This window comes from Azorhizophilus paspali (assembly GCF_043587585.2).
Lineage (GTDB): Bacteria > Pseudomonadota > Gammaproteobacteria > Pseudomonadales > Pseudomonadaceae > Azotobacter > Azotobacter paspali.
In genome coordinates this window covers 1,724,510-1,747,209 of sequence record NZ_CP171449.1, presented here as the reverse complement: position 1 = coordinate 1,747,209, position 22,700 = coordinate 1,724,510, and the positions used below count along the sequence as shown (strand labels likewise).

The 22,700-nt window shown below is 64.9% G+C and carries 18 protein-coding genes and 1 pseudogene; 14 read left to right on the top strand and 5 right to left on the bottom strand.

Annotation, left to right across the window (positions count from 1 at the left end; translation table 11 throughout):
- The first annotated feature begins 10 nt into the window (after positions 1-10).
- The 11 genes from ACGI6K_RS08720 (at position 11) to ACGI6K_RS08670 (ending at position 12,916) form a co-directional block, all read left to right on the top strand.
- Positions 11-1,237 (top strand): hypothetical protein, encoded by a 1,227-nt coding sequence (locus tag ACGI6K_RS08720; protein ID WP_376946688.1) that lies wholly within the window; start codon positions 11-13, stop codon positions 1,235-1,237.
- On the top strand, positions 1,234-2,358 hold the full coding sequence (locus ACGI6K_RS08715; protein WP_376946691.1) for a glycosyltransferase family 4 protein: 1,125 nt from the start codon (positions 1,234-1,236) through the stop codon (positions 2,356-2,358). Before ACGI6K_RS08720 ends, ACGI6K_RS08715 begins: the two co-directional genes overlap by 4 nt.
- Positions 2,358-2,954, top strand: coding sequence for a sugar transferase (locus tag ACGI6K_RS08710; RefSeq protein ID WP_376946694.1), 597 nt, complete (start codon positions 2,358-2,360; stop codon positions 2,952-2,954). The genes ACGI6K_RS08715 and ACGI6K_RS08710 overlap by 1 nt, the downstream gene beginning before the upstream one ends.
- Positions 2,951-3,580 (top strand): acetyltransferase, encoded by a 630-nt coding sequence (locus tag ACGI6K_RS08705; protein ID WP_376946697.1) that lies wholly within the window; start codon positions 2,951-2,953, stop codon positions 3,578-3,580. Before ACGI6K_RS08710 ends, ACGI6K_RS08705 begins: the two co-directional genes overlap by 4 nt.
- Before the next feature lie 1,004 nt (positions 3,581-4,584).
- Positions 4,585-5,760, top strand: a complete 1,176-nt coding sequence (locus tag ACGI6K_RS08700; protein ID WP_376947186.1) for a DegT/DnrJ/EryC1/StrS family aminotransferase — start codon at positions 4,585-4,587, stop codon at positions 5,758-5,760.
- A gap of 324 nt (positions 5,761-6,084) precedes the next feature.
- Positions 6,085-8,166, top strand: coding sequence for a polysaccharide biosynthesis protein (locus ACGI6K_RS08695; protein ID WP_376947188.1), 2,082 nt, complete (start codon positions 6,085-6,087; stop codon positions 8,164-8,166).
- Positions 8,167-8,289: 123 nt separating this feature from the next.
- A complete protein-coding gene (locus ACGI6K_RS08690; RefSeq protein WP_376947190.1) occupies positions 8,290-9,126 on the top strand; it encodes a glycosyltransferase in 837 nt (278 codons plus the stop codon).
- Positions 9,127-9,276: 150 nt separating this feature from the next.
- The gene (locus ACGI6K_RS08685) at positions 9,277-10,278 is read left to right on the top strand and encodes a glycosyltransferase family 2 protein (RefSeq protein ID WP_376947192.1); all 1,002 of its coding nucleotides are present in this window, start codon (positions 9,277-9,279) and stop codon (positions 10,276-10,278) included.
- Positions 10,279-10,323: 45 nt separating this feature from the next.
- Positions 10,324-11,310, top strand: coding sequence for a glycosyltransferase (locus ACGI6K_RS08680; RefSeq protein ID WP_376947194.1), 987 nt, complete (start codon positions 10,324-10,326; stop codon positions 11,308-11,310).
- Between the two features lie 51 nt (positions 11,311-11,361).
- Positions 11,362-11,568 carry a hypothetical protein gene (locus tag ACGI6K_RS08675; RefSeq protein WP_376947196.1) on the top strand — a complete coding sequence of 69 codons (207 nt, stop codon included), beginning with the start codon at positions 11,362-11,364 and terminating at the stop codon, positions 11,566-11,568.
- A 208-nt stretch (positions 11,569-11,776) separates the two neighbouring features.
- Positions 11,777-12,916 carry a polysaccharide biosynthesis/export family protein gene (locus ACGI6K_RS08670; RefSeq protein WP_376947198.1) on the top strand — a complete coding sequence of 380 codons (1,140 nt, stop codon included), beginning with the start codon at positions 11,777-11,779 and terminating at the stop codon, positions 12,914-12,916.
- Positions 12,917-12,931: 15 nt separating this feature from the next.
- On the opposite strand, the gene ACGI6K_RS08665 is transcribed toward ACGI6K_RS08670, so the two are convergent.
- Complete coding sequence (locus tag ACGI6K_RS08665) at positions 12,932-14,635, bottom strand: long-chain fatty acid--CoA ligase (protein WP_376947200.1); 1,704 nt, start codon at positions 14,633-14,635, stop codon at positions 12,932-12,934.
- 295 nt (positions 14,636-14,930) lie between these two features.
- Between ACGI6K_RS08665 and ACGI6K_RS08660 the strand changes: the two genes are divergently transcribed.
- Both ACGI6K_RS08660 and codA read left to right on the top strand, forming a co-directional pair.
- Positions 14,931-15,401: a MaoC family dehydratase gene (locus ACGI6K_RS08660; RefSeq protein WP_376947202.1), complete on the top strand. Its 471-nt coding sequence runs from the start codon at positions 14,931-14,933 to the stop codon at positions 15,399-15,401.
- Positions 15,402-15,530: 129 nt separating this feature from the next.
- Positions 15,531-16,769 carry a cytosine deaminase gene (codA, locus tag ACGI6K_RS08655; RefSeq protein ID WP_376947204.1) on the top strand — a complete coding sequence of 413 codons (1,239 nt, stop codon included), beginning with the start codon at positions 15,531-15,533 and terminating at the stop codon, positions 16,767-16,769.
- Positions 16,770-16,943: 174 nt separating this feature from the next.
- Here codA and ccoM read toward each other — a convergent pair whose 3' ends face one another.
- The 4 genes and pseudogenes from ccoM to ACGI6K_RS08635 all read right to left on the bottom strand — a co-directional run bounded on the left by ccoM (position 16,944) and on the right by ACGI6K_RS08635 (position 19,620).
- A complete protein-coding gene (gene ccoM / locus ACGI6K_RS08650) occupies positions 16,944-17,054 on the bottom strand; it encodes a cytochrome c oxidase subunit CcoM (protein WP_376947206.1) in 111 nt (36 codons plus the stop codon).
- Positions 17,055-17,533: 479 nt separating this feature from the next.
- Positions 17,534-18,199 (bottom strand): annotated as a pseudogene (locus tag ACGI6K_RS08645) (sugar phosphate isomerase/epimerase family protein); the annotation flags it as partial.
- 663 nt (positions 18,200-18,862) lie between these two features.
- Positions 18,863-19,030, bottom strand: coding sequence for a hypothetical protein (locus ACGI6K_RS08640; protein WP_012701577.1), 168 nt, complete (start codon positions 19,028-19,030; stop codon positions 18,863-18,865).
- Positions 19,027-19,620 (bottom strand): alpha-ketoglutarate-dependent dioxygenase AlkB family protein, encoded by a 594-nt coding sequence (locus ACGI6K_RS08635; RefSeq protein ID WP_376947928.1) that lies wholly within the window; start codon positions 19,618-19,620, stop codon positions 19,027-19,029. The genes ACGI6K_RS08640 and ACGI6K_RS08635 overlap by 4 nt, the downstream gene beginning before the upstream one ends.
- A gap of 141 nt (positions 19,621-19,761) precedes the next feature.
- Between ACGI6K_RS08635 and rapA the strand changes: the two genes are divergently transcribed.
- On the top strand, positions 19,762-22,611 hold the full coding sequence (rapA, locus tag ACGI6K_RS08630; protein WP_376947879.1) for an RNA polymerase-associated protein RapA: 2,850 nt from the start codon (positions 19,762-19,764) through the stop codon (positions 22,609-22,611).
- Positions 22,612-22,700: the final 89 nt, after the last annotated feature.

Sequence of the window (22,700 nt, the reverse complement as noted above, 5' to 3'; positions counted from 1 at the left end):
GAGACGCCCCATGCCCCTGGTTTCCTCCGCCTGGCAATTGGTCGACGCCATCCTGGTGTTTCTCGCCGGCGCGCTCCTGGTCACCTGGGCCGGCCGCCACTTCCGCACCGGCAGCGGCCGCGGCCTGGCGCTCTACGCCTGGCACACCCTGTTCTGCCTGGTCTATGCCTGGTACACCCTGACCTACGGCGGCGACGCCATCGGTTACTACCGCATGGCGGTGAACCACGCCGAAAGCGAGTTCCAGGTCGGCACCTACGGCATCGTCTACCTGACCCGCCTGCTGATCGAGTACCTGGGACTGTCCCTGCTCGGCACCTTCCTGGTCTACAACCTGTTCGGCAGTCTTGGCCTGCTGGCCTTCGACGCCAGCCTGCGCGTCGTCACCCTCGGCAAGAGGCGCGTCTACCGCAGCCTGGCCACCCTCATCGTGTTCCTGCCTTCGGTGAGTTTCTGGACCTCGGGCATCGGCAAGGACGCTCCGTCCTTCCTGGCCACCGGCCTCACCCTGTGGGCGGCGCTGGACCTGCAGCGGCGCACCCCACTGGTCGGGATCGCCGTCGCCATCCTGTTGCTGGTCCGCCCACACATGGCCGGCATGCTGGTCATGGGCCTGAGCCTGGCCCTGCTGCTGCACCCTGGCACCTCCCTGGCCAGGCGGGTGCTGCTGGGCAGCGTCGCCATCGCCATGGCCGCCGCCCTGGTGCCCTTCGGGCTGGAGTACGCCGGGGTGAAGGGCACCGATACCGATGCCCTGATGAACTACGTGGAAGGCCGCCAGGAGCACAACATGAAGGGCAGCGGCGCGGTGGACATTTCCACCATGAGCCTGCCGATGCAACTGTTCACCTACCTGTTTCGCCCGCTGCCGTTCGAGGCGTTCAGCATCTTCGCCATGGCCGCCGCCCTCGACAACCTGATCCTGCTCTACCTGTTCGTCATGGGCGGACACGCCATGCTGCGCCGCCCGCCCGGCCGGCGCTACGCGGAGAACCGCCTGTTCCTCTGGAGCTACGCTCTAGTCGCCTGGCCGATGCTGGCCATGACCACGGCCAACCTGGGGATCGCCTTGCGCCAGAAATGGATGTTCACCCCCATGCTGATCCTCCTGTTCCTCTCGGCGCTCGGCACGCTGCGCCGGCAGGTACGCCCGGCCAGCCCGTCGCCGCCGGCGACGCCGGTCATGCAGATCCAACAGCGCTACGGCATCCATCCCGGACAGAGGCGCGAACCATGATCTTCCTGCTCGTCGCCGGCTTCCCCGACTCGCTCCTGTCGTTTCGCGGCCCGCTGCTCGAAGCCCTGCTCGCCCACGGCCTGGAGGTGCACGTGGCGGCGCCGCAGTTGGCGCCCGGCTGCCCCCTGCGCCAGCGCCTGGAGGCGCGCGGCCTGCGGGTGCACGACATTCCCCTGCGGCGCACCGGCATGAATCCGCTGCAGGACTGCGCCACCCTGCTGCACCTGTGGCGGCTGAAGCGGCGCATCCGCCCGACTCATGTTCTCGGCTACACCGCCAAGCCGGTGATCTACGGTTCGCTGGCCGCCGCCTGGGCCGGGGTGCCGCGACGCTTCGCGCTGATCACCGGGCTGGGCTACGCCTTCCTCGGCGAGGCGGGGGACGGCGGCGCCCGCGGCCTACTGCACGCCCTGCTGCCGCGCCTCTACGCACTGGCGCTGCGGCGAACCCACAAGGTGTTCTTCCAGAACCCGGACGACCAGGCCCTGTTCCGCGGCCAGGGCATCCTTGGTCCGGCGACACCTTCCTGCGTCATCAACGGCTCCGGCGTGGACCTGCTCGAATACCCCGTCGCGCCCGTGCCGGCGCGACCGCACTTTTTGCTGATCGCCCGGCTGCTGGGCGACAAGGGCGTGCGCGAATACGCCGCGGCGGCGCGCCAGGTGAAGAACCGCTGCCCGGCGGCGCTGTTCAGCCTAGTCGGCTGGATCGACGATAACCCCGACGCCATCGGCCAGGCGGAACTGGACGGCTGGCTGGCCGACGGCACGCTGCACTATCTCGGCCGCCTAGACGACGTGCGCCCGGCGATCGCCGCCTGCAGCGTGTACGTCTTGCCCTCCTACCGCGAGGGCACGCCGCGCACAGTGCTGGAGGCCATGGCCATGGGCCGCGCGGTGATCACCACCGACGCCCCCGGCTGCCGCGAGACGGTGGTGGACGGCGACAACGGCTTTCGCGTGCCGGTGAAGGCGGTGGACGAGTTGGTCTGGGCCATGCAGCGCTTCGTCGAGGAACCGGCGCTGGCCGTGCGCATGGGCGCCCGCTCGCGGCAACTGGCCGAGGAGAAATATGATGTGCAGCGGATCAACGCCCGCCTGCTGCAGGAGATGGGTCTCTGATGCTCAAACGCTCCTTCGATCTTTTCGTCGCCGCCGTCGCCCTGCTGCTGCTCGCCCCGCTGCTGTTGGCGCTGGCCTGGCTGGTGCACCGGCGGATCGGCACGCCGGTGCTGTTCCGCCAAATGCGCCCCGGCCTGCACGGTCGGCCGTTCGAACTGCTTAAGTTCCGCAGCATGCGCGAGGCGCTGGACGAACGGGGCGCGCCGCTGCCCGATGCCGAACGCCTGACGCCGTTCGGCCGCTTCCTGCGCGCCAGCAGCCTGGACGAGTTGCCGGAGCTGTGGAACGTCCTCAAGGGCGACATGAGCCTGGTCGGCCCGCGCCCGTTGCTGATGGATTACCTACCGCTCTACAGCCCGGAACAGGCCCACCGCCACGCGGTCCGCCCCGGCATCACCGGCTGGGCCCAGGTCAACGGCCGCAATGCTCTAAGTTGGGAAGAGAAATTCCGCCTGGATGTCTGGTACGTGGAACACCGCACGTTTCGCCTCGACCTGCGCATTCTCCTGCTGACCCTGAAGCGGGTGCTGGCGCGCGAGGGCATCAGTGCCGAGGGTGAGGCGACCATGGCCCGTTTCACCGGGAACGAACCATGAGAAGACTGGCCATCCTCGGTGCCAGCGGTCACGGCAAGGTGGTGGCGGATACCGCCGAACGCTGCGGTTGGCGCTCGCTGGTGTTCTTCGACGATGCCTGGCCCAAGCGCCAGCACAACGGTCCCTGGGTGGTGATCGGCAATAGCGCGATGCTGTTCGACGCCCTCTCCGGTTTCGACGGGGTGCTGGTGGCGATCGGCGACAACCGCATCCGCCAGGACCGGCTGCGCCGCCTGCGCGACGCCGGGGCACCGCTGGCGACCCTGGTCCATCCGGCGGCCACGGTCAGCACCTATGCCCGGCTGGGCGAAGGCTCGGTGGTGTTCGCCGGCGCGGTGCTGAACATCGACGCCCGGATCGGTCCGGGCACCATTCTCAACACCGGCTGCAGCGTCGATCACGATTGCCGGCTGGGCGAGGCGGTCCACGTCAGCCCCGGCGCACATCTGGCCGGTGGCGTGCAGATCGGCGATCTGAGCTGGATCGGCATCGGCGCCAGCGTGCGCCAGTCGCTGCGCCTCGGCCGGCGGGTGATGGTCGGCGCCGGAGCGGCGGTGGTGGGCGACGTGCCGGACGGCACCACGGTGATCGGCGTGCCGGCTCGGCCGATCTGTCTGAACCGCTGAGGGCGACGGAGTCGAAGCATTGCGTGAGGCTGCGAGGGGTGAAGCTGGACTGGAAAGGTTATGTGTCGGGGCGTTCCGGCCTGGTCTTCAGATTCAGTGCATAAGCTACTTACCGAGGGGCCGGACAGTCCCTGTTTCGGCGCCCGGCCGAGTCACTTTCTCTTGGCGCGCGCAAAGAGAAAGTAACCAAAGAGAAAGCGCGCCCGGTCATTCGGCCCCGGCTACGCCGGGCTTCCCTCGCTCCGGCGCCGCTCCGAGGGTCGTCGCACAAGGGGCATCTATGCCCCTCGTACGACTCTCGCCGCCTCCCTGCGGCTCGCCCCTCTACGCGACGCCTGCGCTCGGCCTTCTGAACGGGAGTCGGGCTCCGGGTTGCCTGAAAGCGCTTTCGCTCTTGTGGCACGGCTTGTCAGGCAATGCCGGATGCCCCCTTCAGGAGGCCGAGCGGAATCGTCGTGGAAGGGGTCGAGCGGCAAGGATGCCGCGAGAGCCGCGATGGGCCATGGATGGCCCTTCGCGGCGAGCCCCTGGAGCGACGATGGAGCGAGGGAACCCGGAGCGAAGCGCAGGGCCGGATGAAAGGGTGGCCTTCTTTTGGGTTACTTTTTCTTGGCCAGGCAAGAAAAAGTGACTCGGCCGGGGGGCCGAATTTGAAGACCAGGCCGGAACGGACCAGGCACACAATCTTTCCCGTCCGATCCCCGACAGGCGTTTCACAGGACCGCTATCCCGAGCCCGGCCGCCCCGAACCGGCCGGGGCGACCGAGCCGGAACATCGCGGATGAATTGGCTCCCGCCACCGCAAGGCATGGGTAGCGACACGAACTCGCTCCCGACGACAGACGAACGCTCGCCATGCCCCCATGAAGCGTTCGCGGAAAGATAGTCCGAGGATTTTGCAGCAATACTCCGCCACAAAGCGGAGCCATCACGGCGCCCCCACCCGCGCGACACGCCAGCGTACCCATCGAACACCATCGCCAATGCCTCGGAGGCTCACCCAGATGCTGGACAGCCCCTTCCCCCCCTGGCCCTGTTTCACCGAGGAAGAAGCCGACGCCGTGCGCCGGGTGCTCCTCTCCAACCGGGTCAACTACTGGACCGGCCAGGAGTGCCACGCCTTCGAGGAGGAGTTCGCCGCCTGGAGCGGCTGCGCCTACGCCATCGCCTTGGCCAACGGCAGCGTGGCCCTCGATCTGGCGCTCAGGGGCCTGGGGATCGGTCCCGGCGACGAGGTGGTGGTGACGCCGCGCAGCTTCTTCGCCTCGGCCGCCTGCATCGTCAACGCCGGCGCCACGCCGGTGTTCGCCGACATCGACCGCGACTCGCAGAACGTCACCGCCGAAACCATCCGCGCGGTGCTGACGCCGCGTACCCGAGCGCTGCTCTGCGTGCACCTGGCCGGCTGGCCCTGCGACATGGAGCCGATCATGGCGCTGGCCGAGGCGCGCGGGCTCAAGGTGATCGAGGACTGCGCCCAAGCCCATGGCGCGCGTTACCGGGGCCGCTCGGTCGGCGGCATCGGGCATGTCGGCGCCTGGTCGTTCTGCCAGGACAAGATCGTCAGCACCGGCGGCGAAGGCGGCATGCTCACCACCGACGACCGGGCGCTGTGGTCGCGAATGTGGTCGCTCAAGGACCACGGCAAGAGCTGGGAGGCAGTCCATGCGCGCCGCCACCCGCCGGGCTTTCGCTGGCTGCACGAGAGCTTCGGCGGCAACGCGCGGATGACCGAGATGCAGGCGGCGCTCGGGCGCATCCAGTTGCGCCGGCTGCCCGACTGGCACGCCAGGCGGCTGGCCAACGCCGAGCGCATTTGGCGCCGCGCGCGGCAATTGCCGGGACTGCGCGTGCCGCGACCGCCGGCGGACATCGAACACGCCGCCTACAAATGCTACCTGTTCATCGAGCCTTCCCGGCTGAAGAGCGGCTGGAGCCGCGAACGCATCCTTGAGGCGATCGCCGCGCGCGGCGTGCCCTGCTTCTCGGGCAGTTGCGCCGAGCTGTACCTGGAGCGGGCCTTCGAGGGCACGCCCTGGCGTCCCGCCGAACGCCTGCCGGTGGCCCGCGAGCTGGGCGAAACCAGCCTAATGTTCCTCGTCCATCCCACTCTAGGCGTCCGCGAAATCGAGCGCACCTGCGCCGCGCTAAGCGCGGTGATGGACGAGGCGGCGCACTGAAGCGGTCGGCGCCCTTTCATTCCCGCCTCCGGAGACCTTGCCGATGACCTTCCCCGTTTTCCCGACACCGGCATTCGTCGGGCGCGCCCGGACATTCGCCCCGCAGCCATCGCTGCACGGAACAGCCGGAGCGCGATATCGCCTCCACGCCGAGACCTTCCGGCGCTCCTTCGGCGCCCGCCATCCGGAGGCTTTCGCCCACCCACCATGATCGTCGCCGTTTTCGCCCATCCAGGACGGTTTCACGCACTCAGGGACCGAATACCACCTCCGCATTCCGACCTCGACGGCGGATGCCATGTTGCAGAGGAGGCTCATCGTCCGATGAAATCGCCACACAAGAAATCTTCGCAACCCCTCCGCCAACGCCTGCTGGATCTTTCCCATACCCAGAAGCGGCTTATCCAGGTCGGCGTCGACATCCTGCTCGTCTGCCTAGCGCTCTGGCTAGCACTCTACATCCGCCTCGAAGACATGACCCCGATCGAACCTTTCGGCGACCACGCCTGGCTGTTCGCCGCCGCCCCGGCCATCGCCCTGCCGATCTTCGTGCGCCTGGGCATGTACCGGGCGGTCATGCGGTACCTGGGCAACGAGGCTTTGCTGAGCATCGCCCAGGCGGTCACCCTGTCGGCGCTGCTGCTGGCCTTGGTCATCCTCCTCCACGGCAAGACGAACCCGCCGATCCCGCGCTCGGTTATCTTCAACTACTGGGGGCTGAGCCTGTTGTCGATCGGCGGCCTGCGCATCGCCATGCGCCAGTATTTCACCGGCGACTGGTTCAACCTGCGCGAGCTATCTTTTCGGCGCCCGGAGAGCGGCCCGCCACGGGTGGCCATCTACGGCGCGGGCTCGGCCGGCAACCAGCTCGCCCACGCCCTGCTCATGGGGCACGCGCTGCGTCCGGTGGCCTTCATCGACGACGATGCGCATCTGGCCGGCCGCACGATCGCCGGCCTGCCGGTCTACGCCCCCGACCAGTTGGAGCGAATGCTCGGGGAAACCGGCGCCACGGAGATCGTCCTGGCGATCCCCTCGGCCAGCCGCGGCCGCCGGCGCAGGATACTCGAAATGCTGCAAGCCCACTCGCTGCCGGTGTACTCGATGCCGAGCATCGCCAAGCTGGCTTGCGGGCGCCTCACGGTGAACGACCTGCATGAAGTGGACATCGCCGACCTGCTCGGCCGCGATGCGCTGCCCCTGCGGCCCGAATTGCAGGAGCGCTGCATCCGCGGCCAGGTGGTGATGGTGACCGGTGCCGGCGGCTCGATCGGCGCGGAACTGTGCCGGCAGATCCTCGCCAACGGACCGGCCACGCTGATCCTCTTCGAGCACTCGGAGTACAACCTGTACAGCATCCACAACGAACTGGAGCGCAGAATCTGCCGGGAAGCCCCAGGCTTGCGCCTGGTCCCCGTCCTCGGCTCGGTCCGCCACGGCAGCCGTCTGCTCGACACGCTGCGCCATTGGCGGGTCGACACGCTCTATCACGCCGCGGCCTACAAGCACGTACCGCTGGTCGAAGTGAACATTGGCGAAGGAGTGCTCAACAACACTTTTGGCACCCTGCGCGCCGCACAGGCGGCGATACGCAGCGGAGTGCGCAGCTTCGTGCTGATCTCGACCGACAAGGCGGTGCGCCCCACCAATGTAATGGGCAGCAGCAAGCGCCTGGCCGAGATGGTGCTGCAAGCCTTCTCCGGGGAGCGCGAGGTGGAGCTGTTCGACGAGCCCGGCCTGTCGCCGCAGCCCAACCGCACCCGTTTCACCATGGTCCGCTTCGGCAACGTGCTGGGTTCGTCCGGCTCGGTGATTCCGCTGTTTCGCGAACAGATCCGCAACGGTGGGCCGGTCACCGTTACCCACCCGGAAATCACCCGCTATTTCATGACCATTCCCGAGGCGGCGCAACTGGTGATCCAGGCCGGCGCCATGGGCGAAGGCGGCGACGTCTTCGTGCTGGACATGGGCGAGCCGGTGAAGATCCTCGACTTGGCGGAGAAGATGGTGCACTTGTCCGGCCTGTCGCTGCGCACCAAGACCAACCCGGACGGCGACATCGAAATCCGCTTCGTCGGCCTGCGTCCCGGCGAGAAGCTCTACGAGGAACTGCTGATCGGCGACGGTGCGACGCCGACCAGCCACAGCCGGATCATGCGCGCCCACGAGGAGCACCTGCCTTGGCGGGAGCTGAAGCCGCGCCTCGAAGCCCTGGCCGGGGCGCTCGAAGCCGACGATTTCCCGCGCATCCGCGAGTTGCTGCAACGCACCGTCAGCGGCTACCGGCCGAGCAGGGAAATCCTCGAGCGTCCCCTGCCGGAACAGCCGGCCGCCTGCCACGCCGTTCCCACCTGGATGCACCTCGCGGTCGCGCGGGACGTTAGAGCCAACGGCGAAAAACCCTGACGCCGGCCGGCATAAAAAACACCCGCGCGCCCTGCGTCCTGGCGGCGCCATCGGCCGTCGCCGGGACCGGAGCGCTCCACCACCCGCCGAAAGCACATTGACCGGACGAGAGCAACACAACAGATGAGCAACCTCAGCGTAAACATCACCACCACCTGCAACCGGTTGCACCTGTGTTCGCAAACCGTGTGGTCGCTGCTGAACCAGTCGAGCCTTCCTTTCAAGATCGTCATCTGGGTTTCGAAAGAGGCCTACCTGATAGACCAGGGGATAGACAGGGAGCCGGGTTGGGTCCGGGACCTGAACAGGATAAGGAACCTCGTGGAGTTCAGATGGACCGCCAATACCGGCCCTTACAGAAAGCTGTTCCCGGCTCTCGCCGAGGCCTCCGACGACCAGATCATCGTCTACGCCGACGATGACACCATCTACAAGGAAAACTGGCTCAAGCTGCTGACCAGCAAATTTCGCGAACATCGCGAGGAAAAGATCGTGGCCTCGCGCGTCAGGATCAGCAAGCGCAACTTCTTCGGCTATCACAAGACCTACATGCTCTGGCCGATATCACAGCAGGAAATCGAGCTGGACAGCGACTACCTGATCACCGGCGTCGGCGGTGTGATCCTCAAGAGGAAACACATCAAGGAAGACTTCTTGAACAACCGGGATTACCTGACCGTCTGCCCGAAGAGCGACGACTTCTGGATCAGCGAAATCATCGCCCGCTCCAGAACCCCAGTGCTGGCCTGCCCCGAAGCGATGCGCGAAATACTCTTCATCAAGCACGAGCACGGCCTGGAAAGACAGAACACCCTCGTCTCCAACAACCTCATCGGCAAGGCCCTGAACAAGTTCAAGATCAACACGCTCGGCCAGATAGGCATCCCGGTCTGCAACAACGACAAGTCCTTCAAGCGGGTCAAGAACTATTTCAAGGAAACCGACAAGGCCTCCCTGTGAGCCTGCCGGGATGCCCCATCGATCCGTACCGGAAACGGTCCGCGTGGCTTACGTTGCCGATTTGCCACGACGGGTACCGTTCTCCGCTTCCCCGAACCGGCCAGGCAGGCGCCTCCGCTATTTTTGCCCTCGCGGCACGAGGAAAACACTATGGCTCCGGAAAAGGTCAGCATCATCATTCCCGTCTACAACGTGGAACCCTACCTTGCACAGTGTCTGGAATCGGCCGTCCGGCAGGACTACGACAACCTAGAGATCATCGCCATCGACGATGGCTCCACCGACGCCAGCCCGGCAATACTCGAACACTTTCGCGCCAGGCACGAAAGGATCGTTGTCAAGAATATAAGAAACCAGGGTCTATCGGTCGCCAGGAACACCGGGCTGGAAATCGCGACCGGCGACTACATCCTGTTCCTGGACAGCGACGACTTCCTGGAGAGACATACCGTTTCCACCTGCGTGAAACACCTCGGGTCACGCGAGATAGATATGGTTTTCTTTGCAGGAAATATATTCTTCGACGGTATCGACGAGTCCCTGAGCAAGAAATTTCTGTGCGAAAGAGCCCTGGACTTGCAAAACAAGCGTTTGCCCGCCGACACTTTCTTCAGCGAATCGATAAGGCTCAGAAACTATTTGGCCTCGGCCTGCCTGTACGCCTACAGGAGAAACAGTTTCGACAATATAAGATTCCATCCCGGCATCCTGCACGAAGACAATCTGTTCACCACCCGGATGCTTCTCGAAAACAAGACGATCACGGCCAAATGCATCCCTGACCGGCTCTACAACAGGCGTGTCCGGCCCGACTCGATCATGACCCAGGACAAACAGGAAAAGCATGTAACCGGCTACCTCGTCGTCGCCGAGGAACTTCTGAAACTCCAGGCTGCCAAGGAGGACAGCGAACCCGGAGCGGCCCTGAACAAGTTCATCCGCAATATGCTGATCAATGCGGCCCTTTCATGCAGGGAGGCCTGCCAGGACAGACTTCCCTATTCGGTGAGAAAAAAGATCGTGCTTTTGTTCGCGAGAACGAAACCCAGGCCAAGAGAAATAAAAAAGGCCCTCCCCTATATATTCCCAGAACTATCGATGATCACGGAAAATCCCCAAAGAAAGAAGATCCCGCTTTTTGGAAAACCATGAGGGAATCTTATAAGAAACCATCACAGCCGGCACGAGCGAGACACTATGAGCCCTGAAAAAGTCAGCATCGTAATCCCCGTCTACAACGTGGAGAATTATCTCGCGGCCTGTCTGGAGTCCGCCGCCCGGCAGGACTACGACAACTTCGAGATCATCGCCATCGACGATGGCTCCACCGATGCCAGCCCGTCGATACTCGAGGATTTTTGCGCCAGACACGAAAACATGATCCTCGAACGCATCGACAACCAGGGCGTCTCGGTCGCTAGGAACACCGGGCTGGAAATCGCGACCGGCGACTACATCCTGTTCCTGGACAGCGACGACTTCCTGGAGAGGCATGCCGTATCCACCTGCATGGAAATATTCAGAACCCAGCAGGCCGATGTGGTCTTTTTCGCGGCGAACGTATTTTTCGATGGGGTGGACGAGGGTCTGAAAAAGAGCTTCAGAGGCGAAAGGGTCGCAAGCTTGCATGGCACCTGCATTCCGGCGCACACATTTTTCAGCCGGTCGATAAAACTTAAAAGCTATCTGGTGCCGCCCTATCTCTACATGTACCGGCGAAAGGAATTCGAAGATCTGCGCTTCCCCCCGAAGATAGTGCATGAGGACAACCTGTTCACGACCAGGCTTCTTCTCGAAAGGGAACGGGCCAGGGTCACCTGCATTCCAGACAAGCTTTACAACAGGCGCGTCCGCCCCGAATCGATCATGACGCAGAAGAAACAGGAAAAACATGTGAAGGGCTATCTCGTGGTCGCGCAGGAACTTTTAAAACTCAAACCGACCGCAACGGACAGCGAAACGGCGGCGGCCTTGAACCAATTCGTCCAGCTCACCCTCCTTAGTGCCCTGAATGCATGCCAATTGACCCATGCGGGCAGGCTCCCCCTGCACATGCGAAGCAAATTGGTGATGCTGTTCGCAAGAACCAAGGTGGAACGCGGCAAAGCCAAGCACATCCTGTTTTCCGTGTTTCCCGAGCTACGTGCCCTAAGAGACGCTCTCAGAAAGACCGTTCGCATGTAGCGGATACCCGCGGCCCTCATCGGTCCATGCCGCGCAGCGACAGCATCACCGATGATCGCGAGCATTCCGGAATCGATGAAACAACCCGGCCCGAACGCGCACTCTGAAGACATCGACCGCATTACGGGCGCACGCCTATCCAGCCGCCGGGAGAAAATCATCTCGCCGCTTGGCTGCCGGCAGCGACACAACCTAGCCTTTGATAGCCCATGTTGTGTGAAGGGTTCTCCTTTTCCCGAGATGGAGCTTGAAGCATGAAAGCATTCCTTCCGCTCACGTTGCCGAGCAAGCCCGGCCGGGCCGGCTCCGACAAGACAATCGCACCGGCCCCAAGCCCTCCGTCAGCCCGCACCGCCGGCGCCGTCCGCCACAGGCCCCCCCATTGGCGCCCTGGCCATCGGTAAACGCTTCCGGCTCCCCGTCGATCGCCTGAAAACGGATCGTCATTCCAGCGCCCCAAAGGCCCATGGAGGGATTCGCCTTGTCCGTCCCGTACAGCGGCAGCGCGGCAGCGCGCCGTGCACGCATCCTCGCTCTGGCAGCCGCCCTTCTCCAGGGCTGCATGTTCTCCCCCGGCCCGTACCTCGACACCTCCGAACTCCGCGACAAGGGCCCGCCGGAAAGCCCGCGCTTCGAGCTGGTGCCCATCACTACCCGACTGGTGGCGACCCAGGAAGCCAGCCGCGTCGTCGAGAAATTGCCGCCCGAGCTGATCGGCTACACCCCCGGCCCCTATCTGATCGGCGTCGGCGACGTGCTCAATATCACCGTCTGGGATCATCCGGAACTGACCAACCCGGCCGGCGTGCAGCAGTCGCCCGAAGCCAGCGGCCGCCCGGTGCGCCCCGACGGCCGCCTGTTCTACCCCTATATCGGCGAGATCCAAGCCGCCGGCCTGACCATCGAGCGATTGCGCAACGACATCGCCGGGCGCCTGGCCCGCTATATCAAGAATCCGCAGGTGGATGTCGGCGTGAACCGTTTCGGCGGCCGCCGGGTGATTCTCACCGGAGCCTTCGGCAAGACCGGCTCGCAACCCCTGACGACCATCCCCCTGTCGTTGCTGGAGGCCATCGGCCAGGCCGGCGTGGCCGCGGGAGCCGACATCGCCAGGCTGATCCTCAAGCGTAACGGCCGGGAATACCGCCTCGACCTCGACACCCTGAACCGCGGCGGCGCGGAACTCGACCGCATCTACCTGAAGGACGGCGACCAGTTGCACCTGCCCAGCAACGACAGCCGGCGGATCTTTGTCCTAGGCGAGGTCGTCTCGCCCGGCCCGCTGTCCTTCAGAAGCCGCAGCATGACCCTGACCGAAGTGATCGGCCTGGTCAGGGGCCTGCGCCAGGAAACCTCCGATCCGCAGGCCGTCTACGTGATACGCGGGGTGGGCGATGTCGAACGGGAAACCGCCCAGGTCTTCCAGTTGGACGCCAAGTCGCCGGCCGCCCTGGTGCTGGCCGCGCATTTCCACGTCGAGCCCCAGGACGTGGTGTACGTCGGCGCCGCCGGCATCACCCGCTGGAACCGCTTCATCAGCCAGTTGCTGCCTTCAGGTGTTTTCCTCAGGACAGGCATCAATCTGGAGGACGACCTGAACCAATAGCGGACGACGCGCGCCTCAGGAGCCGGCATGCTCCACGCCGGCCGCCTGCCCCGGCGCGCCGTCGCGCAGTTCGCGGCGTAGGATCTTGCCGACGTTGCTGGTCGGCAGGCGGTCGCGGAATTCGACGTATTTCGGCCGCTTGTAGCCGGTGAGGTTGTCGTGCATGTGGCGCAGCACCCGCTCCTCGGTCAGGCCCGAACCGGGCCTGGGCACCACGAAGAGCTTGATCGCCTCGCCGGTGCGCTCGTCGGGCACGCCGATGGCGGCGCACTGCAGCACTCCCGGCAGGGCGGCGAGCACTTCTTCCAGCTCGTTCGGATAGACGTTGAAACCGGACACCAGAATCATGTCTTTCTTGCGGTCGACGATGCGTAGGTAGCCGTCGGGTTCGATCACCGCGATGTCGCCGGTACGCAGCCAGCCGTCGGCATCGAGCACTTCGGCGGTAGCTCCGGGGTTTTGCCAGTAGCCCTTCATCACCTGCGGCCCCTTCACCCAGAGTTCGCCGCTGCTGCCGGACGGCACCTCCCTGCCCTGTTCGTCGACTACCTTGCACAGGGTCGAGGCCAGTGGCATGCCGATGGTGCCGGGGCGGATGTGGCCATAGGGGTTACCGGAAATCACCGGGCTGGCCTCGGTGAGGCCATAGCCTTCGAGAACTTCGCAGCCGGTGAGGCCTTTCCAGCACTCGGCGGTGGCCTGCTGCAGAGCCATGCCGCCGGACAGGGTCAGCTTCAGCGCGGAGAAGTCCAGGCGGCGGAAACCCTCGTCATGGCACAGCGCGGCGAACAGGGTGTTAAGACCGACGAAGCCGCTGAACCTCCACTTCTTCAACACGCGGACCATGCCCGGCAGGTCGCGCGGATCGGTGATCAACAGGTTGTGGTTGCCCATCAGCATCATCGCCATGCAGTGCAGGGTGAAGGCGTAGATGTGGTAAAGCGGCAGCGGTGCGACCAGGGTCTCGCAGCCCTCGCCCAAGACGCTGGTGACCAGCGCCCGGCATTGCAGCATGTTGGCCACCAGATTGCGCTGGGTGAGCATGGCCCCCTTGGGCGTGCCGGTGGTGCCGCCGGTGTACTGCAGCACGGCGATATCGTCGGGCGCCGCCGCGACCTCGCACAGCGTCCGTTCGCGGCCCCGGCTCAAGGCCTCGGTGAACTTCAGCGCCTGCGGCAGGTGGTAAGCCGGCACCATGCGCTTGAGGTGGCGCACCACGGCGTTGACCAGCACGCGCCTGAACGGTGGCAGCAGGTCGCCGACCTCGGTGACCAGCACATGGCGGATACCGGTCCGCGGCAGAACCTCCTCGACCAAATGCGCCTTGTTGGCCAGGCAGACGAGCACCTTGGCCCCGGAATCGTTGAACTGGTGCAGCATCTCCCGGGCGGTGTACAGCGGATTGGTATTGACCACCACCAGCCCGGCGCGCAGGGCACCGAACACCGCCACCGGATACTGCAGTAGGTTGGGCAGTTGCACGGCGATGCGGTCACCCACCTGCACGCCCTCCAGTCCCTGCAAGAAGGCGGCGAATGTGCCGGACAGTTCGTATAGCTCGCCGTAGCTCAGGGTCCGGCCGAGGTTGCTGAAGGCCGGCCGGTCGGCGAAGCGCTGGCAGGAGGCTTTCAGCACGGCGGGAATGTTGGGGTACGGATCGGGATCGATTTCGCCGACCAGGCCGGCGGAATACTTGTCCTTCCAGAAATTCTCGATCATGCAGCTACTACTCCGTACTTTGGCGCAAGTTGAGTTCTTATTGTCCGCGGACAGACGGGCGGGCCGAGGGTAACAGGCCCGGCCGCTCCCCCGGAAGGCCCGCAAACCGTGCCTCTCGCCCGCCGGACGGGCATTTTCCGCGGGGCCGAGTCGCGTACGAATTGGTGCTCTTTCCGTGAAAACCCCGGCGCCCGGCACTACAATGCGGGTTTTGTGCAACCGATCCCAATCTTCTTGCACCCATCGCCCCGATGGGGACTCCTTTCCTCCTATAGATGAATACCAAGGAAACTGCATGAGCCAGGTTACCAACGTCCCCTATGGCGATCTCGAAGTCGGCCAGAAGGCCAGCTATAGCAAGACCGTGGAGGAAAAGGACATCCAACTGTTCGCCGCCCTCTCCGGCGACCACAACCCGGTACACCTGGACCCCGAGTTCGCCGCCCGCACCCCGTACAAGGAGCGCATCGCTCACGGCATGTTCAGCGGCGCGCTGATCAGCGCCGCGGTGGCCTGCACCATGCCTGGCCCAGGCACTATCTACCTGGGCCAGACCATGCAGTTCACCCGTGCGGTGAAGCTCGGCGACACCCTCACCGTGCGTCTGGAAATCCTCGAAAAGCTGCCGAAGTTCCGCGTGCGCATCGCCACTCGCGTCTACAACCAGCGCGACGAACTGGTGGTCGACGGCGAGGCGGAAATCCTCGCTCCGCGCCGCCAGCAGACCGTCGAACTGACCCGCCTGCCGACGATCAGCATCGGCTGACCCTCTCCTCCCGACCGCATCACGCGCGGGGCCGCCTCCCCGCCCCTCGCCAGATACGATGCCACCTGCTTGAATGATCCGGCCCGCCGGACCGGCGGCCATCTTTGCACAGCAGAAGGAAGCTTCGCCATGAAGATCGTCAACGCCCGCCTGCGCGGCCGCGAAGGCCTCCAGCGCATCGAACTGGACGGCGCGCGCATCGCCGCCATAGCCGCACAACCGGCGCCTGCCGAAGCCAGCGGCGACGAGCTGGACGCCGCTGGCAACCTGGTGGTACCGCCCTTCGTCGAACCGCACATCCACCTGGACGCCACCCTTACCGCCGGCGAGCCGGCGTGGAACATGAGCGGCACCCTGTTCGAAGGCATCGAGCGCTGGTCCGAGCGCAAGGCGCTGGTCACCCACGAGGACATCAAGACCCGGGCGAAGAAGGCCATCGACATGCTGGTCGAGCACGGCATCCAGCACGTACGCACCCACGTCGACGTCACCGACCCGACGCTGGCCGCGCTCAAGGCGATGCTGGAGGTGCGCGAGGAAACCCGTCACCTGATCGACCTGCAGATCGTCGCCTTTCCCCAGGAAGGCATCGAGTCCTACAAGGGCGGCCGCGAGCTGATGACCGAGGCCATCGCCCTGGGCGCCGACGTGGTCGGCGGTATCCCGCATTTCGAGAACACCCGCGAGCAGGGCGTCGGCTCGATCAAATTCCTCATGGACCTGGCCGAGCGCACCGGCTGCCTGGTCGACGTGCACTGCGACGAAACCGACGATCCGCAGTCGCGCTTTCTCGAAGTGCTCGCCGAGGAGGTACGGGTGCGCGACATGGGCGAGCGGGTCACCGCCAGTCACACCACGGCCATGGGCTCATGGGACAACGCCTACTGCTCCAAGCTGTTCCGCCTGCTGAAGCTGTCGCGGATCAACTTCGTCTCCTGTCCCACCGAGAGCATCCACCTGCAGGGGCGCTTCGACACCTTTCCCAAGCGCCGCGGCCTGACCCGGGTCGCCGAACTGGACCGCGCCGGGCTGAACGTCTGCTTCGGCCAGGACTCTATCGTCGATCCCTGGTATCCACTGGGCAATGGCAACATCCTGCGCATCCTCGAGGCCGGCCTGCATATTTGCCACATGCTCGGCTACGCCGACCTGCAGCGCGCCCTCGATCTGATCACCGAGCACAGTGCCAAGGCCCTGCACCTGGGCGAGCGCTACGGCTTGGAAGTCGGGCGGCCGGCCAACCTCCTGATCCTTTCGGCGGCCAACGACTACGAGATGTTGCGCAGCCAAGGCCACGCGCTGGTATCGATCCGCCACGGGGAGATCCTGATGCGCCGCACACCAGCACGGATCGAACGCCATCGCTGAATCGCCTCGGCGCCCTTCCTGCGGCCGGCGAATCGGCGACCGCGCGGACGGCGCCTTGGGACAGCATCGCCGACACGCCCGCCCCACTAGCGGAAAGAGAAAAAATCGAACAAAAAAAAGGCGACTAACGTCGCCCGAAAGTGCCTTGCGTGCTCTGAAATCCGAAGGACTTCGTTATTTGTATTTCCCTGTGTCCTTCCAGATGAAATAACCGATCCCACTGGTGAAAACGAATATCAACCCCGCGACTGCCGTCCCCGCCACTACTATTTCGTCGACTAACATGGCTGGCACTCTTCACCGCTCTCTTCGATGGACTCAAGGTAACTGTAATAACGTCTGGAAAAATTGATCGAAGTCAATATTGCTCAATAGTTGGCAAACAGCATGAAAAAGAGCTGACATGGATCAATCCAGGTGCGGCTGGAAGTCGCGGCTGGCGCGGCCTCCAGCCTGTTCGAAGTTTCCGGGAACAAATTTGCGACATCCGCATGGATTTATTTCAAGAATCTCCGGAGTAATGAAATCTTCATCGACATACTATCCACAAGCAACTTTGCCACTGGTTGGCCATTGTCGAGGCGAAATAGTTCAGGAAAAGCCAATTGCACGAAAATGACACGACTCGACGGATTATGCCTTTCGGCGATAGACATATATGGAACGAACGGCTGCGCGAACCGTTGCAGGACGATCGCGGCGATGCTCCTGCGGCTCGGGGCCGTGCCTTTGCCCTTCTCAGAGCTGCGCCAGCAGGAGGCCGGCCTGTCGATGGCGGGCCGGGCGCGCTCGGGGGCTCCGACACCCCGCTCGAGCAACTGCCAGGTGGGGATTTCCAGGCTGAACGGCAGGTGCGCCGGCAAGGTGCGCAGCAGGCCGGGCAGATCGCAATCGCCGTTGCCGGGGAAGCGCCGCTCGTTGCGCGCCTGGCGCAGGATCTCGTCCATGTCGTCCGGGCGCGGCCCGTCTACGTCGCACAACTGCGCGTAATGGATGCATGCTGAGTCGAACCGGGCCAGATCCTCCAGGCGCGAAGCCGAGCGGTCGAAATGGAAGGCGTCGACCGGCACGCAGCCGTTGGCGCGTCCGGCATTGTCGACGATGCGCATGGCCTGGGTCAGGTCGCGGGCGTCGGTCCAAAGCATGAACTCCAGGTGCGGATCGAAGCCGAAACCGGCCGCCAGATCGCACAGAATGGCGAAGTTATCGGTCTGCCGCGCCTCGTCGGAGTCGTTGCTGGCCACCAGCACCGCGCTTGCGCCCAGCTCGGCGGCGGCGAGAATCACTTTGAAATCGGCGACGCGGGTAGCCGGCTTCAGGCGCAGGATTTCCAGGGCAATCGCATGAAATGTCTTTCCGATACCGGACTGGAAAGACTGTGTGATCCTTGGCATGGCTGCTTGCCGAGTAGCCGGACAGTCCCTGTTTCGGCTCCCCGGCCGAGTCACTTTTTCTTGCCTGGCCAAGAAAAAGTAACCCCAAAGAAGGCCACCCCCTCATCCGGCCCTGCGCTTCGCTCCGGGTTCCCTCCCTGCATCGCCGCTCCAGGGGCACGTCCCGCAGGGTCATCCATGGCCCATTGCGGCTCTCGCGGCATCCTTGCCGCTCGACCCCTTCCACAACGATTCCGCTCGGCCTCCTGAAGGGGGCATCCGGCATTGCCTGACAAGCCGTGCCGCAAGAGCGAAAGCGCTTTCAGGCAACCCGGAGCCCGACTCCCGTTCAGAAGGCCGAGCGCAGGCGTCGCGTAGAGGGGCGAGCCGCAGGGAAGCGGCGAGAGTCGTACGAGGGGCATGGACGCCCCTTGTGCGACGACCCTCGGAGCGGCGCCGGAGCGAGGGAACCCCGGCGCAGCTGGGGCCGAATGATCGGGCGCGCTTTCTCTTTGGTTACTTTCTCTTTGCGCGCGCCAAGAGAAAGTGACTCGGCCGAGGGGCCGAAACAGGAGGTATCCAGCCCCTCGGCAAGCAGCCGATGCACCGGATTTGAAGACCAGGCCGGAACGACCAGGCACACAATCTTTCCACGCTGGCCGGCACATCGCCGGGGCCACCGCCTGGGAGTGAGAATCGAACGCCTGGGGCCGCGCCGGATCAGCGCTTCTTCTTCGGCTTGCCGGCGGGCTTCTTCTTTTTCCCGGGCGGTAGCGGCAGGGCCTGTGCGAAAGCCTGGCGCACGTCGTTCAAGCGCTTTTCGTGCAGGTCGTGGATGCGCTTGCTGCGCTCGCTGCTGAAATCGATCAGGTTATCGTCGGAACTCATGGCTGCGGATGCACCTGGCGGAAGGTCAGATTCAGGCGCGGCGCGCAGGGCTTGCGCGTCTTCGCCACCCGATGCTGCCAATGATGCTGCGTCGCGCCGGCCATGACCAGCACGGAACCGTGTTCGAGCAGCAGCGAATGCCCGATGCGCGTTTGTCCGACACGGCGCAAGTCGAAGCGCCGGGTGCCGCCCAAGCTAAGCGAAACGATCAGCGGATCGCGTCCCAACTCGGCCTCGTCGTCGCTGTGCCAGCCCATGGAATCCCGACCGTCGCGGTAATGGTTGAGCAGCACGCCATTCAACGGTTGGCCGACGAGCGCCTCCAGAGCCGCGCGGATCTCCACCAGGAGCGGTGTCCAGGACTGCGGCGGATGGGTCAACCCGGAATAGCCATAGGCGGCATCGCCGTACCAGGCGACCTGTCGCGGCACAAGATGAAGGCGTCCGTACAGCCGCACCTGCGGCTGTTCCCAGGGCGTCTCCACCAGCAGGCGGGCGAGCCAGCGGTCGACGATGGCGCCGTCCAGCCAAGTGGGCAAGTAGTGCAGCTTGGCATCGGGCAAATCGAACGGGGCGTCGAATAATGGCATGGCGAAGACGGCGGATCGCAAGGCGTTCATCCTATACCGGTGGAGGACTACGCTTTCTCATACAAATGCGCCGGCAGTCGACGTCGATCTACCCAGGGCATTCCGTTACCATAGCCGGCCTTTTTTACAGCGGAGACAGGCATGGTGCAGCAATATCAACCGGGGCAACGCTGGATCAGCGACAGCGAGGCGGAACTCGGGCTCGGAACCATTCTTACCGCGGATGGCCGGTTGCTCACAGTGCTCTATCCGGCCACCGGTGAAACCCGCCAGTACGCCCAGCGCAACGCCCCCCTGACCCGCGTGCGCTTCGCCCCCGGCGACGAGATCACCCACTTCGACGGCTGGAAGATGATCGTCCGCGAGGTCGAGGACCAGGGCGGCCTGCTCATCTACCACGGCCTCGACGCCCAGAACCAAGGGCGCAGCCTGCCGGAAACCCAACTGTCCAACTTCATCCAGTTCCGCTTGGCCAGCGACCGCCTATTTGCCGGGCAGATCGACCCGTTGCCCTGGTTCGGCCTGCGCTATCACACCCTGGAACACCGCAGCAGCCTGCTGCAGTCCCCGCTCTGGGGCCTGGCCGGCGCCCGCGCCCAGCCGATCGCCCACCAGTTGCACATCGCCCGCGAGGTCGCCGACCGCGTCAACCCGCGCGTGCTGCTGGCCGACGAGGTGGGTTTGGGCAAGACCATCGAGGCCGGCCTCATCATCCATCGGCAGTTGCTTTCCGGCCGCGCCAGCCGGGCGCTGATCCTGGTGCCGGAAAACCTCCAACACCAGTGGCTGGTGGAAATGCGCCGGCGCTTCAACCTGGAAGTGGCGCTGTACGACGCCGAACGCTTCGCCGAAAGCGATGCCAGCAATCCCTTCGAGGACACCCAACTGGCGCTGGTCTCCCTGGAGTGGCTGACCGTCGCCGAGCACGCCCAAGACGCCGCCTTCGCCGCCGGCTGGGATCTTTTGGTAGTGGACGAGGCGCATCATCTGGTTTGGCATCCCGAGCAGCCGAGCGCCGAATACACGCTGGTCGAGCAACTCGCTCAGATCATCCCCGGCGTACTGCTGCTCACCGCCACTCCCGAACAGCTCGGCCAGGAGAGCCACTTCGCCCGTCTGCGCCTGCTCGACCCCGACCGCTTCCACGACCTCGAAGCCTTCCGCGCCGAGAGCGCCAACTACCGTCCGGTCGCCGAGGCGGTGCAGGAACTGCTCGACGAAGGCCGCCTCTCCGAGCGCGCCCACGCGGTCATCCGCGGCTTTCTCGGCGCCGAGGGCGAGGTGCTGCTCACCGCGCTCAACGATGGCGATATCCAAGCCGGCGCACGTCTGACCCGCGAACTGCTCGACCGCCACGGCACCGGCCGGGTGCTGTTTCGCAACACCCGCGCCGCGGTACAGGGCTTCCCCGAGCGCCAGTTGCACCCCTATCCGCTACCGAGCCCGGCCGAGTATCTGGAACTGCCGATCGGCGAGCATGCCGACCTGTATCCGGAGGTCAGCTTCCAGGCCCGCCAGGAGGACGACAGCGAAGAGAACCGCTGGTGGCGCTTCGACCCACGCGTCGAATGGCTGATCGACACCCTGAAGATGCTCAAGAAGGTCAAGGTGCTGGTGATCTGCGCCCACGCCGAGACCGCACTGGACCTGGAAGACGCCCTACGGGTGCGCTCCGGCATCCCGGCCACGGTGTTCCACGAGGGCATGAGTATCCTCGAACGCGACCGCGCGGCAGCCTGGTTCGCCGACGAGGAGTTCGGCGCCCAGGTGCTGATCTGCTCGGAAATCGGCAGCGAGGGCCGCAACTTCCAGTTCGCCCACCATCTGGTGATGTTCGACCTGCCGACCCATCCGGACCTGCTCGAACAGCGCATCGGCCGCCTCGATCGCATCGGCCAGAAACACGTCGTCCAGTTGCACGTGCCCTATCTGGAGAACAGCGCCCAGGAACGCCTGTTCCAGTGGTATCACCAGGCGCTGAACGCCTTCCTCGCCACCTGCCCTACCGGCAATGCCCTGCAGCACCGGTTCGGCCCGCACCTGCTACCGTTGCTGGAAGGTGGCGACGACGACCAATGGCAGGAACTGCTGGATACCGCCCGCGCCGAACGCGAACGCCTGGAGAGCGAATTGCACGCTGGCCGCGACCGCCTGCTGGAACTCAACTCCCGCGGCGGCGGCGAAGGCGATGCGCTGGTCGAGGCCATCGACGAACAGGACGACCGGTACGCCCTGCCGATCTATATGGAAGAGCTGTTCAACGCCTTCGGCATCGACAGCGAGGACCATTCGGAGAACGCGCTGATCCTGCGCCCCAGCGAAAAGATGCTCGACGCCAGCTTCCCGCTGGGCAGCGACGAGGCGGTGACCGTCACCTACGACCGCGCCCAGGCGCTGGCCCGCGAGGACATGCAGTTCCTCACCTGGGAGCATCCTATGGTGCAGGGTGGCATGGACCTGGTGCTGTCCGGCTCGATGGGCAACACCGCAGTGGCGCTGATCAAGAACAAGGCGCTCAAGCCCGGCACCGTGCTGCTCGAACTGCTCTACGTTAGCGAAGTGGTGGCACCGCGTACCCTGCAGCTCGGCCGCTTCCTGCCGCCGCTGGCGCTGCGCTGCCTACTCGACGCCAACGGCAACGACTTGGCGCCGAAGGTCGCCTTCGACACCCTCAACGACCAGTTGGAAAGCGTGCCGCGCGGCAGCGCCAACAAGTTCGTGCAGGCTCAGCGCGACGTACTGGCCAAGCAGATCGACGCCGCCGAAGCCAAGGTCGCGCCGCGCCATGCCGAGCGCGTCGCCGAGGCCAGGCAGCGCCTCGCGGCCAGCCTCGACGAGGAGCTGGCCCGCCTGACCGCGCTCCGGGCGGTCAACCCGAGCGTGCGCGACAGCGAACTGGAAGCTTTGCGCCGCCAGCGCGAAGATGGCCTGGCCATGCTCGACAAGGCGGCCCTGCGCCTGGAGGCAATCCGTGTGATGGTCGCCGGCTGACCTCGCCCAGCGGCGGCGCGTCCATAGCGGATGGCCACCCCGTGGATGGCCACCCCGTGGAAAACGCTACGCGGTTTTCCAGCCAGATC